Raw genomic sequence first — 16,600 nt, 5'->3', positions numbered from 1 at the left:
CTCATCAGTTCTGCACGATGCTACCGTCGGTGCCGATGACGACGATCTGCCAGGGGATGATTTTGCCGCTGGCGGCGAGGGCTTTTTTCACGGCGTTGACGATCCCGCCGCAACAGGGGACTTGCATCCGGAGCACCGTCAGGCTCTCAATCTCATGGGTCGCCACAATCTCCGTCAGTTTTTCGGCATAGTCGATGTCGTCCAACTTCGGGCAGCCGATCAGGGTGATCTTATTCTTCATGAAGTCCTGGTGAATTCCAGCGTAGGCGAAGGCGGTGCAGTCGGCGGCGATGAGCAGGTGGCAGTTGTCAAAGAAGGGCGCCCGCGGGGAGACGAGCTTGATCTGGCAGGGCCACTGGCGCAGTTGCGATTCGGCGGCGACAGCGGTGCCTGCTCCGGATGCAGTGCTGGCAGGGCTAGACCCAGAACAAGCAGACATGTCCGCCTTCGTTGCTCTCTCAAAAACCCTTGTCTTCATCCCGGGACAGCCGCAGGGAATCGGGACCTCTTCAGCAGGAGCAGCGCCAGACCTGCCGGCCTGTTTCATCTCTGCCAGGCGCTTTTGCACAGCCGCTTCATCAAAAGGTTCCGCCTCCCGCTCGATCAGCGTGATGGCGTCGGTGGGGCATTGGGGGAGGCAGTCGCCGAGGCCGTCACAGTAGACATCTGAGACCAGCTTGGCCTTGCCATTGACGAGTTGCAGAGCGCCTTCATGGCAGGCGGAGATGCAGAGGCCGCAGCCGTTGCATTTTTCCGCATGGATGGTGACGATTTTTCGTTTCATATCATAGATCCTCCTTCGGATTTGGTTTGCCTTTGCCTGTTCACTATAATAGAATTGAACCAAAAAATCGGTAGCCATGGCTACCGAAAACGCGCAAAGGAATGAGCCCATGGACAGGGAAGAGATTGGCCTGCTGGCCGCATGTCCGCTCTTTTACGGCCTCACACCTGAGGTGGTGAAAGAGATGCTGCAATGCCTGGAGCCGAGAATCGTCAAATACAAAAAGAATGACGTCATCGCCATTGCAGGGGAGGCTTTTGACAGCATCGGCATCCTGCTCAAGGGGGAGGCCCAGGTGATCAAGGAAACGGCGGCCGGACACCGGTCGATGATGGCATTGATCCGGCCCGGCGGCCTTTTTGGCGAGATCGTCGTCTTTTCCGGCAATGCCTTCTGGCCGGCGACGGTCATTGCCCAGGAAGAGAGCCAGGTTCTCTTCATCCCCCAGCGCAAGCTGATCGGGCAATGCGAGCGGAGTTGCCCCTGGCACCGGACGCTCATCCAGAACATGTTGCGCATCATCTCCGAGAAGGCGATGATGCTGAACAAAAAGGTGGAGTACTTGTCCATCAAGAGCATGCGGGGAAAGTTGAGCACCTTCTTTCTGGAGCAGTATAAAAAAGCCGGATCCAGCACCTTTCGACTGCCTATGAAGCGAAATGAACTGGCCGACTTTTTGAATGTGTCCCGGCCATCCATGTCCAGGGAGATGGCGCGCATGCGTGAAGAAGGGCTGATCGACTTTCACCTCGAAACGGTGCGGATTATCGATGCGGCGGCATTGCGGGAGACGGCGGAGTAATGCGCTTGCCGCCAGAATCACTCATTCAAATATTTTTTTCTCTTTTTCAAGAAAATCAGAAGGAATTTTCTGAATTTTGAAGAAAATCTATCTCCATCTTGATGGAGGTGATGTCATGTACGAGCAACAGACGATTCCGACGGTGGTGCGGGTGCCCTCGGCCCAACATCCGCCCATTCCCCATGGTCTTGTCGAGGCGGCTTCCTGGGGGCCGGACACGGGCGCATCGAGCCCCACCAATCCGGTGATCCGCTGGGGCGCAACCACCTACTGGGCATTCAACCTGGTTGATCGATACGGCATGGGCATCGTAGCCTATGATGAGGCGGGCAATATCGTGGGGCAATGGGAAAAACCCGGCGTCAGCCACATCTGGCAGATCACCGTGGAAGCCGATGCCCAGCGGGTCGTCTTCTGGGGGCAGAGCAACTATCGGATCGTCATGGGCTGGCATGAGTTGTTTATCGCTCCTATGGCGGCGTCCCCCTCGGCGTCTGCCTTCCTTTCGGCCAACTGACAAGGCAAAAGCCCGAAGCCCGGCGATGATCCGCCGGGTTTATTTTTTGTGTGAGCAAAATCGAGTCGGCAAAACGCCCTTGGAGAATCCCTTTTTTCAAAAAATTTAGATATATATTGGTGGAATTTGTATTATAATAAAACTGAAGTTCCAATATCTTTCATAAAAAAACGACACTGACATTGGAGGGGGGAAGTCGATGCAAGGAGATCCGTCTGAAAAAGGCTGCGATCAGATCCTAAATTGCTGCTTTCGTATTCCTCCACCTTTTGTAGCTGAAGATAAGCCCGCTCAGGATGCTCTCCGGTTTTCCGAGGAGCGTTTCGGCAAAGCCTTCAATCTAAGTCCGAGCATCATGTCGATCAAGGATTTGCGAACCCGTCGCTATGTCGATGTGAACGAGAGCTTCATCGATATCATCGGCTACCGTCGTGAGGAGATCATCGGCCGTACAGCAGAAGATCTGGGCATCTGGCCGGATGAATCGAAGATCATCGATACTCTGCTGAAAAAAGGCGCTCATCGCAATCTAGAAATCGTCTTTCGGACTCAATCCGGCGCTGAACGGATCGGCCTCATCTCAATGGAACCCATCGTCATCGACGGGCGGGAACATCTGTTGACGGTGACCAACGATATCACGGAACAGCGGCGCTTGGAAAAGGAACTGCAGCGTTTGGACCGGTTGAATCTGGTGGGACAATTGGCCAGCGCCTTCGGCCACGAGATCCGCAACCCCTTGCAGACGGTGCGCGGTTTCCTCCAGATCCTGCAGCGAAAAGAACAGTATCATAGGGACGGCGAATACTTTGACCTGATGATATCCGAGCTCGATCGAGCCAATCAGATTATCACTGAGTATTTGAATCTGTCTCGAAAAAAAGCGGTCAGTTTTGCCCGCCACAATATCAACGAAGTCGTTCAAAAGCTGGCGCCTCTTTTGGAAGCGCAAGCCTTCAATGTCCATAAGGACATTGAGTTTGTGCTTGTTCCCGTGCCAGATATTTGGATGGACGAAAAACAGATCCGCCAGTTGATCCTGAACCTGTTGAACAACGGCCTCGAGGCCATGGCGCCGCGCCAGGTGATCACGATCCGCACTGGCATGGAGGGCGGTCGGGTCATGCTATCGGTGGCTGATCAGGGGCCTGGGCTCGCGCCGGAGATCCTCAAGAAGCTGGGAACCCCCTTTGTGAGCAGCAAGAGTGACGGCACTGGTCTAGGTTTAACCGTCTGTTACGGCATTGTGGCGAACCATAAAGCGGTGATGGAGGTCCATTCAAGCGAGCGGGGCGCCGTCTTTTCCGTTCACTTTCCCCCTTTGGAAAGTGAAACTGCTGGTCTTGAAGAGGGATAGACGGTCTGGTTAATTTTTCTTTGCTTTCATTCTTGCAAGGATTGACATTTGCAAAATACGTAATAATATAAGGTTAGGTCAACTTTTGAAGAGGGTGTTTCGAACATGAAAATCACAGACATTCGGATTCGCAAACTGTATGTGGACAGCAAGATAAAAGCCATCTTCTCCGTGACCTTCGATAACGCCTTTGTCGTTCATGACGTGAAGGTGGTTGAAGGGCCGAACGGACTGATTGTCGCCATGCCCAGCCGCAAGCGGCCCGATGGAAAGTACTGCGATATTTTTCACCCGATTTCCTCTGATGCCAGAGAGGTGGTCTCTTTCGCCATCATGACCGCTTACAACGAAGCAGTTTCGCAGAACAGCCAGGATGGCGTTACGGCCTAAGAGGCTTTTTATCTCTACAGGCATTGCGCCTTCCAGCCGAAAGGCAGTTACACCAAAATTGAGTCAACCGTTGCGTCATGTGCAGCGGTTTTTTCTTTTCTAGCCGTCGATGCCGGGAAAGAAGGTGTGCACTCTCTGACAGCCTATGCGTATAAAGATAGAAATGGCCGAGCGTCGCCGATTTCTTCGTTGTCGAATGGCACTTGGAAAGGGCGAACGTGCGATGGCAAGTTATAGGTTGCTGTTTGTGCTGCTGTGATAACGATTGCCGTGGAAGGGTGAGGGAAATGGCGGAGTATTCTGAGATCTTGCAGCCGATCCTGGCAGTGGCCGACGTAATCCATGCCCTTTTCGAAGGGCGCAATTTCCTGGGCATTGCCGACCGGGAAAAGTTCATCTATCTCCGTGACGGCAGCGAAATCCAGTTTCAACTCCAACTCGGCGACCCTTTGAAGCCCGGGATGCTTACATACGATGCATTGCAACAGAGGAAGTCACTCATCCGTTCCATCGACAAGGGGCAGTCCTTGTTTGGTTTTCCCTATCGCGCCATCGCAGTCCCCCTTTTCGAGGGTTCCCAGGTCGTTGGCGTCGTGTCCATGACGACGGCGAGAAAAAAAGAGATCATCATGAATGAGATGGTGGCGGGCCTGGAGGTTTCGACTCATCAACTGACCGAAAAGGGGAAATCGATTGCGGGCTCGGCCAGCGAACTGGCGCGAGAGATCGATACGATCACTAAGGCGAGCCGGCGTCTGACGGAAGGCTTGAAAATCATGGATGACGCCATCGAACTGGTCGACCGTGTGGCTTCCCAGACCCAGTTGCTCGGTTTGAATGCGGCCATCGAAGCGGCCCGCGCCGGCGACCTCGGTCGCGGTTTTTCCATCGTGGCGGATGAGATTCGCTCCCTCGCCCTGACCACGTCACAGAACGCCAAGCTGATCCGGGAAGGTCTGAAGCGGATGGCCGAAGACGTGAAGGTGAGCAATCGCCATCTGGCCGAACTGGAGAACCTGGCCCAGCAACAAGCTGCAGCCACCGTCGATGTTGATGCTGCGCTGACGCAGATGCAGGAGGGTGTTGAGAACCTGAACAACTTTGCCAAAGATGTGTAGCAAAGCGGTGGCCAGCTGCGTCTGATCGGCAGGCGTTTTTTGCGTGGGTTATCATAGAGATGGATATGTTTTCCTTCAAAAGAAAAGGAAAAAGGGATTTGTTGTTTTATGTCGAAGTTAGTTTAATAATCCAAATGGAAATGGAGAGAACTGCTCAAAGATGAAAAGAAAACTCCTGGCTTCCTGTACGGCAGCGATGGTTTTTGTCTGTTCCTGTCTTCCCCCTGCGATGGCCGACGACTTGCCCGGTGAAACCAGCGCTGTGGCGTTGTCTTCCACAACGGAACTCATGACCGAAGAAATGCGTGCGCAACCCCAGCAAGCGCCGGTGATCGAACGAGGGCAGTTCTTTTCCCGGCTGGCTGCAGTCCTGGGCATCCAACCGCTCCTTCCCAGGGCGGCCTCCTTTGCCGATGTCCCGCCCGGTTCTCAAGATTACGGCCCTGTGGAAGCTCTGGCCAGACTGGGCCTGATCGCTGGCGTCTCGCCGGGCCGCTTGGGCGTTGCTGAACCGCTATCGCGGCAAGATGCTGCCCTGATTCTCTGGCGTGTCCTGGGAGACAAGCAGGAATTGCCTATTGGCGAGCCATTTGCCGATGAAGAGCAGATTGCCGGTTACGCCCGGCAGGCCCTTCGCTATGCTGTTCAAAAGGGCTGGTTGTCAGCCCAGGAGGGGCGGTGCCGTCCCCTCGACGGGCTGACCGTCGCGGAGACGGAGCGACTGATCGATCTGTTGAGCCAAGCCCGCAAGTACCAGGCCATGCGGGCCGTCGCGGTTACATCAAAGCGACAGGTTGGCCTGTGGCCCGATGAGACGAAGGCCGTCGAAGTCCCACCGGGCGCCCTGATTGGGTGGAAGCCGGGAGAAGGAAAACCGCTCGGTTTTACGCCTGTCTTTGGCGTTGATGAGCCCTCCTTGGGACGGTTGGACGGCGACGGCGGCTTCACCTTGACGCCCCAATCGCGCCGGAGCGGTCTGGTCACCGTCAATGCCGGTCTCTCGACCTACCCCCTTCAGGTAGACGTTTACACGGCATCCAGGTCGAAAGGGGCCGCACCGGGCAGCAGCGACAAGACGGGCGGGGATAAACCGGCTTCCCAGGAACAGTTGGACCAGGGAATAGACAAGCAGGGGAGCATAGGGCCCATCGCCGGTTCCGAGTTCACCGCCCGGATCAGCCAGTATGCCCCCGATTTGGCCTTTCAACAAAAAGAGGCGGAACTCCATCCCGGCCCACAAGGGGGCTTGGCGTCTCCCGATGAGACTTGGACAGGCTTTCTCCGCCAGGAGGGCCGCCATGTGGTCATCGATTTGCAGCGTTTACGTCCTGTCAGCGGTATTTCCCTGGATTTTCAGCAGGACTTGCAGTTGGGGATCCAGATGCCGCCCTTTTTACAAGGCGCGATCTCCCCTGATGGGCAAAACTGGTATTACCTGGGTGAGGTACGCCACAGCCTTTCCCCATCTGAACCGACGGCGCAAAAGCGTGTCTTGGCCTTACATTTTCCGGCGGTAAACACGCGCTACATAAAACTCAACTTCCCTGTCGACATCTGGGCCTTCGCGCGGCATCTGACCGTTGAGGGCGCTCCGTCGCCGGCGAAGCCGGTCGTGCTGGCCCGGGACGAGCGGGCCGCCAAGTCAGTTGGTGACTTCCTCCAGATTCCCGGCGTCAACGACATCCTGCTCGTCTACTCGGGCCACTACGGACAGGCAGGCACCTGGACGAGCGACGACTTTCTTCCCATGATCGCCTACCGGAATCACCAGGGCTACCAGGACCGCCTCTTTGACACGATCCTCTTTCTCCCCTATGGGGAAACGGGCAGCGTTAAGGAGAAGTGGAGCGCCTACCTGGATGATCTTTTCGCCCCAGGTGTCCAGTTGAACGCGCTCAACGAGTCTGTCGCCCAGATGAACCGCATCCTGGGGACGTCAGACAAGGAGAAGGTGATTCTCACCCTGCCCTACCCGGACAGCCATCAACACAACTTCGGCAGCCTTGAGCCAAAAGGCCCTTCACTCTCCTTTGATCCCGCCCAGGTAGGACGCGATCAGGCCTTGGCCAACCGCTTGGCGGCGCTGAAATGGTACTATGGGGAACTGATCAATCGCTGGAACGCCGCCGGTTTTGAGAATCTGGAACTGGCCGGGATTTACTGGTACGCTGAGGCGATCGACGCTCACATTCCCGGTGAGACGGAACTGGTACAAGGGGCGGCGCGCCTTGTCCGGGCGGACAACCGTGACTTCTACTGGATCCCCTTTTACGGCGCCAACGGCTATGAAAACTGGCGATCGTATGGTTTCGAATATGTGCTGCTGCAGCCCAACTACTACGCCGAAGACAGGAAGCCCGATGAGCGGATGGACCGGACAGTGGCGCTGGCCCACAAGTACCGTCTCGGCATGGAACTGGAGATCAGCGACAAGGTCTTTTACTCGCCTAGCCATTACGACACCTTCTACAAGCAACTCAACAAGGCCCATCAACTCGGCGCTGACGGCGCCATGACCAACGCCTACTACGCCGAGTCGAAGACGCTCGTCCGGGTGAGCAACAGCAGCGATCCGAAGGTCCGGGCCATCTACGATGACCTGTACCGCTGGATCCGGGGGACCTATCGCCCAAAGTAGCGGGAGCTTTTTCTACAACACACCGATGGAATGGAGGAAGACGATGATCAACAGGGCCGGCGTCACATAGCGGATGATGAACCGGAATAGGCCGACGATACCGGCGAGGCCGAGACGGCCCTGGTTGGTCAACTCTTGCCGCCACTGCGACGCATCAATGACATGACCGGCGAAGAGGGCGATGAGGAGCCCGCCTAAGGGCAGGAGGATGTTCGAGGAGATGAAGTCGTAGAGGTCAAAGAAGCTTTTGCCGAAGAGGGTGACGCCGCCAAGCAGACCGGTGCTGTCAGCCGAGAGGGCCGCCGGGATGCCCAGGAGGACGATGACAGCGGCGCAGAGGAGCACCGATGTCTTGCGGGAGAGGCCCCGTTCCTCGCTGAAGTAGGCCACCGGCACCTCAACGAGGGAGAGCATGGCGGTTGTGGCGGCGATGGAGGTCAGGAAGAAAAAGGCGATGAGCAGCACGTTGCCGAAGGGCATCTGGGAGAAGACGAGGGGGAGGGTCATGAAGAGCAGCCCGGGACCCGCCCCCGGTTGCATGCCGAAGGCGAAGACGGCCGGGAAGATAGCGATGCCAGCCAGCATGGAGACGAGGGTGTCGGCGAAGGCCACTTTGACGGCCGTGCCGAGCATGTTGTTATCTTCTGTGAAATAGCTGCTGTAAGTGATCATGGTGCCCATGCCGAGGGAGAGCTTGAAGAAGGCCAGACCCAGGGCCGTCAGGATGACGGCGCCACTCAATTGGCTGAAGTCGACATGGAAGAGGAACTTGAGCCCTTCCGCTGCGCCGGGCAGGGTGACGGCCCGGATGTCGATGATGAGGATGAGAAGGAATAAGAGCGGCATCAGCGTCTTGGTGATCTTCTCGATCCCCTTTTGGACGCCCATAGTCAGGATCAGAGAGACGACAGCCATGACGATGACCTGCCAGAGGATGGGCGAGACGGGGTCGGTGACGACGCTGCCGAACTGGGCTTTCGCCCCGTCAAGGGTGACGCCGGCGAAGTCGCCCCGGATCGCTTTGAACAGGTAGTAGTAGACCCAACCGGCGACACAACTGTAAAAAAACATGATCAGTCCCGAGGCGGCGACGCCCATGGTGCCGATGTGCTTCCAGGGCGAACCTGGCTTCAGTTGCTCGAAAGCGCCGATGGCGTTTTTGCGGGTCTTGCGACCGATGAAAAACTCGCTGGCCATGACCGGCAACCCGACGAAGAGAATGCAGAGAAAGTAGACGAACAGGAAAGCGCCGCCGCCGTTGGCGCCGACGAGGTAGGGGAACTTCCAGATGTTGCCGAGACCGACGGCGGAGCCGAGGGTGGCGAAGAAAACGGCGAGGCCTGACGAAAAGGTCTCACGGCTGTCGCGCTTCGTTGACATGGGAATCACTCCCTGATTGTTTTTGGTGAATACCCGGCGAGATAAATCCTATTGTAATGTGTAGATGTATCGTTTCTTTGCTTTTAAAAGATTGTGAAAATTAACGCGATACCATGTCGAGATTCCCCTATGCCCTAATGGCCCTCACAGGGACCGGATGGGCGCATCATTAATGCTCAAAACCCTAGTCTCCCTTCGTGAGGCCAGGGTTTTGAGCTTTTTTGAGATTATGTAGTTATTCAACCATAGCGCAACGAAGGGCTGGACAGAAGTCTGCGCTTGCGCCAGTCAGGCATCATTTTTCAGCAGAGAATCATTCCGGCCAGTTTCCGCCGGTGAGATGATCGCGCAGGTCGACAAGGACGCCTTCCTTGCGGGGGCTGTCGCCGGATGGACCGGTCGGTTCGCCAGTTCTAGCCGACGCCACGCCGTGGGCGGGAGAAGTGGCAGAGGCCGCCGCGGCCATTTTCGGCACAGTTGGTTCTGACTCAGGCAGGTCGCCGTCGCGGAACTGTCCTTTGTTCATGGCGTAAAGCTGTTTTTCCAGCCGCTCCACCCGGTCGGCCATCTTAAAGACGCTTTCAGTGACCCGGTTGCCAAAGCCTTTCATGGCAGGGGAGACAGCCTCATCAAAGAGCTTGACGGCCACCATCGTCTTTTGGGTGATCGACATCTCGACCACATTGCGCACTGTCGATTTGATCATCGATTCCAGTTCGGGACGAAGCTGTTCTAGGTTGTCGCGGGAGATGGCGTCATCGATCAATCGGTACAAGATCTCAGGAATCGGTTCACCATGTAAATCTGACTGTCCTTCGAGCCAGCGAAGCCGGTCCGGTGAAAGCTCCAAGGTGATCTTCTTTGATCTGGTCAATTGGAAAACCCCTCTCTTGTCTGTTAAGGTTCTCTTTCTCTCGGGTTTCCAGATAACGTGCACTCGTTCCCATTTTACCGGAAACGTTTTGGGATTGTCGAGGGAGATTGCCTCTGCTGAGTCATCGTTTCTTGTCCCAATATCGAAATTATAACAAAGAAATAACTATTGCAACAGATAGTTCGATTTTTCACTGCCGGAAGTCAATTTGGGATGGTAAATAATGGGCATTTGGCAGAACGGCTGATTTGCTTTTCGCAGCCCGAAAAAAGCATGTCCCCGGTCCCTTCGGGGAAAAGCTACTGTAGGGTGAAGCGGCTTGGTCGAAGAAAAGAAGCAAAGCTTTTGGGACACCTACTTATACAAACACCGCAAGGATGAGATGCCCCCGCCAGATGACCTTGCGGGGAAGGTGGAGCAAGCCTTGCCTGCGACGCTGGAAGCGACGCAGAACACCTTGAAACAGGCCCTCGGCGAGCCGAAGGATCTCTTCTTTCGCCCCATTGAAAATCCGGCGCTGGGACGTAAGTTTCTTCTGGCTGCCATCGAGGGCTTGGTCGATAAAAAAGAGCTCGCTCTTCATGTGATTGAACCGCTGCAAAACGCTCCGCCCCAGGACGAATCTTCCGATGTTTTCGAGACGCTCGGTCGGATGGTCATCTCTGTCCCCAACTGGAAAAAGATTAAAACACTCGATCAGGCCAAAAGCCAGCTCCTTGACGGCAATACGCTGCTCTTTGCGGAAGGCTTGTCGTCAGGACTTGTCATTTTCAACCACCAGTACGAACACCGGACGGTCGGCGAACCGATCACGGAACAGGTCATCCGCGGCCCCATCGAGGGGTTTGTGGAATCTATCCGCGTCAATACGGCGCTGCTGCGCAAGCATATCAAAGACGAACGTTTGCGCTTTGAGTCGATGACGATCGGGCGTCGGAGCAAGACGAAGGCGGTAGTGGCTTATGTAGAGGGGATCGCCTATCCGCCCCGGATCGACGCCGTCAAGGAAGATCTGAAGAGCCTTGACATCGATGTGGTCCATGATGTGGCCGAACTGTCGCTGCTGTTGCAGAAGCGTTCCAGCAACATCTTTCCGCTGAGCCTGACGGTTGAGCGGACGGACCGGGTGACGGCGAGTCTGATGGAAGGCCGCATCGCCGTCTTCATCGACAATTCGCCGGCGGCGATGGTGGTGCCAGCCATCTTTATCGATTTCTGGCGCGCACCGGAGGACTACTACTATTCGCCCGTCCTGGCCACCTTCTTCCGTATTTTGCGCATGATCGTCGGCAACCACCTGACCATGATGCTGCCGGCCTTGTACATTTCCTTCACCGAGTTCCCCACAGGGATCATCGGTTCCCAACTGATCATGAACATGGCCGCCTCCCGCGAGGGGATCGCCTTTCCGCCCACGGTGGAGGTGCTGCTCATGCTGCTCATGCTGGACATCATCCTGGAGGCGAGCCAGCGGCTTCCACGCATTGTCGGCGGCGCCGTCACCATCGTCGGCGGCCTGATCCTCGGCCAAGCGGCTGTCCAATCCAAGTTGGCCTCCAACATTATCGTCATCATCGTGGCTGTCACGGCCATCACCAACCTGACCGTGTCCAACCTGTCCATGCTGCAAGCCATGCGGCTCTTAAAGTACTACTTCATGCTCTGGGCTTCTTTTTTTGGCGTCGTTGGCGTCGTCTTCGCTGCCACGACTGTGCTAGCCTATGTCGGTTCCCTGAAATCCTACGGCGTACCTTATCTGAGCCAGATGTCGGCCATCCACCTTCGCGACCTTACCGATACGATTTACGTCTTTTCTCCCAAGTGGCGGACGAATCGCCCGCGCACCTTCAAGGCCGAAGATGGTCAGCACTGGGACACCAAGTCGATGAAATACAACGAAGACAGCCTGGATGATGTGTAACCGAGGGATGGCGAACAGGCCAAGAGAGCAAGCCTCCCTATTTCAAAGAGAATCGCGAGTGCATCTGTGAGATGAACGGTTGGAGAGGGTAACGTGTACAGGGAAGAAATCTCTATGATCCAGATCGGTCTCCTCATGAGTTCCTTTTTTGTCTCCGGGGCCGGTCTCTATTACCACGGCTTTTTGCTACACAGCGTAGCTTACAACCCATGGGCGCCCCTCTTGTCGGGGGTTCTCCTGTCGTTGATTCCCTCGGCCCTCGCCTGGCGTTTTTGCGGCCGCTTTCCCCGGGATAATATCGTAGGAGTCGCGCAAAAACTGGCAGGGCGCTGGTTTGGCATTATCATCACACTGCCGCTCGTTCTCTTTCATCTGGCCTTGCCTTTGCCCGTCTTTCGCATTGCCGCGGAGCTGCTTGCGGACGTACACCTGAACCAGACGCCGCCCATTGTTCTTTCCACGATCCTTTTATCCATCGCCTGCTGGATCGCCTTGATGGGAACGGAGGTGGTCACGCGGACAAACGACGAGCATCTGGTGATCATCTTTCCGTTGACGGTGGTCATGTTTTATCTCTCCATCGCCGACATCCGGCCTGAACTGGCTCTTCCGGTGACCCAGTTTGATTTTTCTTACTGGGGGCGCCTTGATTTTTATGCCTCCATGATGGTCTTTTTTGGCTTTAGCCTGCCCTTGTTCCTCAATGACGCACTGGGTCACAGTAAAAAAATGTACTGGGTGATTCTCGTCGTGACCATCGTCGGGGCCTTTTATCTGTTATTCACCCTCTTTTTGATTATCGGAACCTTGGGGATGGAGATGGCCTCCAGTTTTGAACAGCCCCTGAAAGTAAAGATGACCACCTTGCGCCAGATGGTCTTTTTCGAACGCGTCGACATCTTTTTGGTGTTGCTCTGGATGTTCCCGACGATGACGGCCATGGGGGCCATGATCGTTACCGGGGCGCGTGCCGTCGGGCAGTGGCTAAACCTGGCCAATTACCATCCTGTCATCTATGTTTACTTTGTTCTCGCCCTGCTTGTCCGGCCGTGGTTTGAAGCCTTCCAGCACTCGACACAGTTTCTGCGTTGGCTTGGCCCGTTATGGGGCATTTTTATGATCGCCACGGTAGGGCTCCTGCTGATTTTGGCTCGCTTTCACTGGAAAAGCACGTCCCCATCGGGCGAGACCGGGGGCGTCAAAGATGGGTAAAGGCCGGCCTTTGAAGGCGCTGCTGGCAGTAATGCTCATCCTTTTCCCTGTTCTTTCCGGTTGTTGGGACAAGATGCCGATTGAACGGCGTCTAATGGTGATGAACATCGGCTTTGATCTTGGTGACAAAGAAGCGCTTGCCCTGATTCCGGATATCCATAATCCAAAACAGTCGGAAGCCAACACCCAGCCTACCCCGGAGAAAACGGCCGGTCCGCCCACGCTTTCGCCGCGGCTAGAGGGAGAGACTATTGACGATTGTATCGAATACTCCAAAAGAATCATGCCTCGCCAATTGGATTTCGGCTTGGCCGGCACGATCGTCATCAGCGAACGGGCAGCCAGGGAGGGCATCTTTCCCTTCCTTTCGTGGAGCATGTTCCAGGCGCAGGTGCGCCATAACGCCTATGTGTTGGTGTCGGAATCGGATCTGCAGACCCTGTTTTCCTCGAAGACGATCACCTTGGAGGGAACCCAGGGTGGAAACATATTAGTCAGTCAACTGAACGCGGAAAACCGCTCGGCTGGGATCGCCCGGACCTTTCTATGGGATGCTTACCGGACGTATCTGGACAAGACGGGCTGCATCACCGTCCCTTATATTCAGGCCGAAGGGGGACGCATTATTTACGATGGTTCCGCCGTCTTTCACTACGATAAGATGGTCGGCACATTGAACAACCTAGAAACGGCGCTCCTCACCATGATCAGGGAAGGGCGGACCCCCTATTTGTATACTTATCGCTTTGAAGCGCCGGGGGGAGCCGGTGAGCAAAGCGGCGGCGGCGGCGGTGGGCGGGACCCTCAGACGAAAGGCCAGATGGAACCGCGTGATGACAAGATCAGTGATATCACCGTGCGTATTCAGGAAATTAAAAGATCCTACCGCGTTCGCCGGGAGGGTCCGGGCCAGTATGCGGCGACGATTCGCATCGATATGACGGGGATGCTCTCCGACGCCAACCCGCCTCAAGTCCGCTATACGATGGACGATTTCGACGCCATGGGTGCTCAGGGGAGCCGTGCCATCGTCAGCGATATGAATCGCCTGCTGGAAAAGACGCAAAAAATGAGCGCCGATGTGTTGCACATCGGCCGCTACATCCGGCCTATCAATATCGAGGAATGGCGCGACCTGAACTGGTTTGAGATTTATCCCAAGGTGCCGGTTACCTTTGAAGTGACGCTCCAGGTGCAGGGGGCTACACGTTGATCGATTTGCTTCAGGATGCTGCGAAGTGCCTGGGGCGCCTGTCTCGCTGAGGTTTTGTCATCGGCTGAGACAGGCACCCAGGAGCACGATGGCGGCAAGGCCGTGGCCGGGACGGTCGCCGGCGTGATCGCTCTGCCAGGTGAAGGCCTGCTGGAGGATATGAAGAGTCGATGGAAGGGAGAATAGGAGATAGAGCGTCTTTAACCCGAAAAAGTAGGGGAGGGGGATGAGTACCGCCGATAAGGCGAGGACATTGCGGGTGAAGCGGCGCGCTCTCGCCAGGGAAAGGGCCGGCAATGTCTTCAGGCGTGTCCGGTCGCCCTCGAGATCTCGCTCGTCGCTGATCGTCCGTGTGGCCAGGTGCAACACGCCGATCGCCTCTCCCAGCAGGAACAGGCGGGGGGAGAGGGCGCCCGGCGCCGCCGCTGAACCGAGGAGGAAAGCCGAGAAGACGAAAGCGAAGACGGAGAGCCCCCGGCCGATCCAGTGGCGTTCTGTCAGCTGGTGCGCCTGTGGAATCGCCACAAAGGCGGCTAGCGTGGCCAGCGCCATCGCTCCCGAGCGGTCAGGCAGGGCCGAGGCGATGGCGACGGACAGGATCAGGCAGGCGATGCCGAAGGTGCGTACGGCCGGTACGGTCAGTCGCCCAGAGGGAAGGGGTCGCTCGGGATGGTTGATCCGGTCTTCCGGGAGGTCTTCGATGTCGTCGAAGGCGTAGACGCCGGCCACCAAGAAGGCGCCTGCCAGACCGGCGAGGACGAGGGAGAGGGCGGAGCCCCCTTCAATAAACCCGGCAGCGATGGCAGTCACGCCGTAGCGCAGGGCGACAGGGGGTCGGCTCAGCTTCCAAAAGTCGATCCAATGCATCAGCAAACTCCTTTCATCACCAATAGCCTGCCCTTTGTTGACACCGATTTTTCGCCTCTGCTAATATATAGGAGCCACAGGGCGGGCGAACCAAAACTTCAATGAAGAAGGGGACGCCGCCGTGCTGGAAAAACTGTTTCACTTAAAAGCCAAAGGAACCGACGCCACCACAGAGATCACCGCCGGGATCACCACCTTCATGACCATGGCCTACATCCTGGCCGTCAACCCGGGGATCCTCTCCGCTACCGGAATGAGCAAGGATGCCGTCTTTTTTGCCACCTGTGTCGGCGCCGGGCTCGTCACCATCGCCATGGGGCTTTTCGTTAACTTTCCCGTCGCCCTGGCGCCAGGGATGGGGCTCAACGCCTACTTCGCCGTCGTCGCCTCCCAGCGGGGCGGTATCCCCTGGGACGTAGCCCTTGGGGCCGTCTTTATCTCGGGACTCATCTTCATCGTGCTCACCGTCACCCAGGTGCGCCAACTGCTTATCGAGGCGGTGCCTACCTCCCTGAAAAAGGCGATCACCGCCGGCATCGGGCTCTTCATCACCATCATTGGATTGAAGCTCGCCCATCTGACCGTCGCCAGTCTCCACCTGGGACCGTCGTTCAGCAACGTGACCGGTTCAGGCGGCTACGGCCAACTTCTGTACTTCGAATGGGACCTCACCATCGGCAGTTTCCTGAAACCGGACACCATGCTGGCCCTCTTCGGGTTGCTCCTGACGGCGATCCTGATGGCGATGCGGGTCCGAGGGGCACTCCTGATCGGGATTGTGACGACCACCCTGCTGGGGGTACCGATGGGCGTCACCAAGATCGGCGACTTCGACTTCACCTGGCCCGCCTTCAACGACCTGGCCGTAGGTTCCTTGAACATCGCCGGCGCCCTCGAGTTGGGTCTCATCTCCGTCGTGCTCACCTTCACCTTCGTGGAACTCTTCGATACCTTCGGCACCCTCGTCGGCACGGCTGGGCGGGCGGGACTGCTTGATGAAAAAGGGCGCTCTCCCCAGATCGGCAAAGCCATGCTCGTTGACGCCGGCGGTGTCAGCCTCGGCGCCTTCCTCGGCACCTCAACGATCACCGCCTACGTCGAATCGGCCGCCGGCGTCGGCGAAGGCGGGCGGACCGGCCTTACTGCCGTCACCACCGGCGTCCTCTTCCTGCTGGCCCTCGTCCTGGCGCCCTTCTTTCGTCTCATCCCCGACGCCGCCACCGCACCAGCCTTGATCATCGTTGGCGTCCTCATGATCGGCGTCGTCCGCGACATCGACTTCGATGATTTCAGCGACGCATTCCCCGCCTTCCTCACCTTCACCCTCATGCCCTTTACCTACAACATCGCCAACGGCATCGCCGCCGGCATCGTCTTCTACACGATCCTCAAAGCCGTCACCGGCAAAGCCCGCCAGGTCCACTGGCTCATGTACTTGCTGACGATACTGGTCGTCTGGCGGTATGTGACGCTGGGGGGGCACTAGAGCGGCATTCGTGTGGATTAAAACGGGGGTGATTCGTTGCA

At 56.8% G+C, this 16,600-nt stretch carries 14 protein-coding genes; 10 read left to right on the top strand and 4 right to left on the bottom strand.

All coding sequences use genetic code 11. The annotated features are described in order from the left end of the window. Positions 1 to 4: 4 nt before the first annotated feature. Entirely contained in the window at positions 5 to 784 is a 780-nt protein-coding gene (locus AC0CW1_RS08360; protein ID WP_488182610.1) for an ATP-binding protein, read from the bottom strand. Positions 785 to 893: 109 nt separating this feature from the next. On the opposite strand from AC0CW1_RS08360, the gene AC0CW1_RS08355 reads away from it, so the two are divergent. From AC0CW1_RS08355 to AC0CW1_RS08330, 6 genes are all read left to right on the top strand, one after another. Further along, entirely contained in the window at positions 894 to 1,586 is a 693-nt protein-coding gene (locus AC0CW1_RS08355) for a Crp/Fnr family transcriptional regulator (RefSeq protein ID WP_488182609.1), read from the top strand. Positions 1,587 to 1,701: 115 nt separating this feature from the next. Continuing rightward, entirely contained in the window at positions 1,702 to 2,103 is a 402-nt protein-coding gene (locus AC0CW1_RS08350; protein WP_488182608.1) for a hypothetical protein, read from the top strand. A gap of 199 nt (positions 2,104 to 2,302) precedes the next feature. After that, positions 2,303 to 3,460: an ATP-binding protein gene (locus tag AC0CW1_RS08345; RefSeq protein ID WP_488182607.1), complete on the top strand. Its 1,158-nt coding sequence runs from the start codon at positions 2,303 to 2,305 to the stop codon at positions 3,458 to 3,460. 105 nt (positions 3,461 to 3,565) lie between these two features. Continuing rightward, positions 3,566 to 3,850, top strand: a complete 285-nt coding sequence (spoVG, locus tag AC0CW1_RS08340; protein WP_488182606.1) for a septation regulator SpoVG — start codon at positions 3,566 to 3,568, stop codon at positions 3,848 to 3,850. A 287-nt stretch (positions 3,851 to 4,137) separates the two neighbouring features. Continuing rightward, a complete protein-coding gene (locus AC0CW1_RS08335) occupies positions 4,138 to 4,968 on the top strand; it encodes a methyl-accepting chemotaxis protein (RefSeq protein WP_488182605.1) in 831 nt (276 codons plus the stop codon). Between the two features lie 160 nt (positions 4,969 to 5,128). Continuing rightward, positions 5,129 to 7,606 (top strand): DUF4855 domain-containing protein, encoded by a 2,478-nt coding sequence (locus AC0CW1_RS08330; protein WP_488182604.1) that lies wholly within the window; start codon positions 5,129 to 5,131, stop codon positions 7,604 to 7,606. 12 nt (positions 7,607 to 7,618) lie between these two features. Here AC0CW1_RS08330 and AC0CW1_RS08325 read toward each other — a convergent pair whose 3' ends face one another. Together AC0CW1_RS08325 and AC0CW1_RS08320 are read right to left on the bottom strand one after the other, a co-directional pair. Continuing rightward, positions 7,619 to 8,986, bottom strand: coding sequence for a sodium-dependent transporter (locus AC0CW1_RS08325; protein WP_488182603.1), 1,368 nt, complete (start codon positions 8,984 to 8,986; stop codon positions 7,619 to 7,621). A gap of 313 nt (positions 8,987 to 9,299) precedes the next feature. Next, positions 9,300 to 9,860: a hypothetical protein gene (locus tag AC0CW1_RS08320; protein ID WP_488182602.1), complete on the bottom strand. Its 561-nt coding sequence runs from the start codon at positions 9,858 to 9,860 to the stop codon at positions 9,300 to 9,302. Between the two features lie 319 nt (positions 9,861 to 10,179). Between AC0CW1_RS08320 and AC0CW1_RS08315 the strand changes: the two genes are divergently transcribed. The 3 genes from AC0CW1_RS08315 (at position 10,180) to AC0CW1_RS08305 (ending at position 14,206) form a co-directional block, all read left to right on the top strand. After that, positions 10,180 to 11,781, top strand: coding sequence for a spore germination protein (locus AC0CW1_RS08315; protein ID WP_488182601.1), 1,602 nt, complete (start codon positions 10,180 to 10,182; stop codon positions 11,779 to 11,781). A gap of 114 nt (positions 11,782 to 11,895) precedes the next feature. Then, positions 11,896 to 12,993, top strand: a complete 1,098-nt coding sequence (locus AC0CW1_RS08310) for a GerAB/ArcD/ProY family transporter (RefSeq protein ID WP_488182600.1) — start codon at positions 11,896 to 11,898, stop codon at positions 12,991 to 12,993. After that, positions 12,986 to 14,206 carry a Ger(x)C family spore germination protein gene (locus tag AC0CW1_RS08305; protein WP_488182599.1) on the top strand — a complete coding sequence of 407 codons (1,221 nt, stop codon included), beginning with the start codon at positions 12,986 to 12,988 and terminating at the stop codon, positions 14,204 to 14,206. The genes AC0CW1_RS08310 and AC0CW1_RS08305 overlap by 8 nt, the downstream gene beginning before the upstream one ends. 57 nt (positions 14,207 to 14,263) lie before the next feature. Here AC0CW1_RS08305 and AC0CW1_RS08300 read toward each other — a convergent pair whose 3' ends face one another. Continuing rightward, positions 14,264 to 15,073, bottom strand: coding sequence for a UbiA family prenyltransferase (locus AC0CW1_RS08300; RefSeq protein ID WP_488182598.1), 810 nt, complete (start codon positions 15,071 to 15,073; stop codon positions 14,264 to 14,266). Positions 15,074 to 15,194: 121 nt separating this feature from the next. On the opposite strand from AC0CW1_RS08300, the gene AC0CW1_RS08295 reads away from it, so the two are divergent. Next, entirely contained in the window at positions 15,195 to 16,559 is a 1,365-nt protein-coding gene (locus tag AC0CW1_RS08295) for an NCS2 family permease (protein WP_488182597.1), read from the top strand. The last annotated feature ends 41 nt before the right edge of the window (positions 16,560 to 16,600 follow it).

Source organism: Heliomicrobium sulfidophilum, assembly GCF_057715735.1.
The sequence above is the reverse complement of the archived record's forward strand: the minus strand, read 5'-3'. Positions and strand labels throughout refer to the sequence as shown.

Excerpts from the sequence above, each read along its gene's own strand:
- AC0CW1_RS08360 (WP_488182610.1), bottom strand. The coding sequence starts at position 784 with ATGAAACGAAAAATCGTCACCATCCATGCGGAAAAATGCAACGGCTGC.
- AC0CW1_RS08355 (WP_488182609.1), top strand. The coding sequence starts at position 894 with ATGGACAGGGAAGAGATTGGCCTGCTGGCCGCATGTCCGCTCTTTTAC.
- AC0CW1_RS08350 (WP_488182608.1), top strand. The coding sequence starts at position 1,702 with ATGTACGAGCAACAGACGATTCCGACGGTGGTGCGGGTGCCCTCGGCC.
- AC0CW1_RS08345 (WP_488182607.1), top strand. The coding sequence starts at position 2,303 with ATGCAAGGAGATCCGTCTGAAAAAGGCTGCGATCAGATCCTAAATTGC.
- spoVG (WP_488182606.1), top strand. The coding sequence starts at position 3,566 with ATGAAAATCACAGACATTCGGATTCGCAAACTGTATGTGGACAGCAAG.
- AC0CW1_RS08335 (WP_488182605.1), top strand. The coding sequence starts at position 4,138 with ATGGCGGAGTATTCTGAGATCTTGCAGCCGATCCTGGCAGTGGCCGAC.
- AC0CW1_RS08330 (WP_488182604.1), top strand. The coding sequence starts at position 5,129 with ATGAAAAGAAAACTCCTGGCTTCCTGTACGGCAGCGATGGTTTTTGTC.
- AC0CW1_RS08325 (WP_488182603.1), bottom strand. The coding sequence starts at position 8,986 with ATGTCAACGAAGCGCGACAGCCGTGAGACCTTTTCGTCAGGCCTCGCC.
- AC0CW1_RS08310 (WP_488182600.1), top strand. The coding sequence starts at position 11,896 with ATGATCCAGATCGGTCTCCTCATGAGTTCCTTTTTTGTCTCCGGGGCC.
- AC0CW1_RS08305 (WP_488182599.1), top strand. The coding sequence starts at position 12,986 with ATGGGTAAAGGCCGGCCTTTGAAGGCGCTGCTGGCAGTAATGCTCATC.
- AC0CW1_RS08300 (WP_488182598.1), bottom strand. The coding sequence starts at position 15,073 with ATGCATTGGATCGACTTTTGGAAGCTGAGCCGACCCCCTGTCGCCCTG.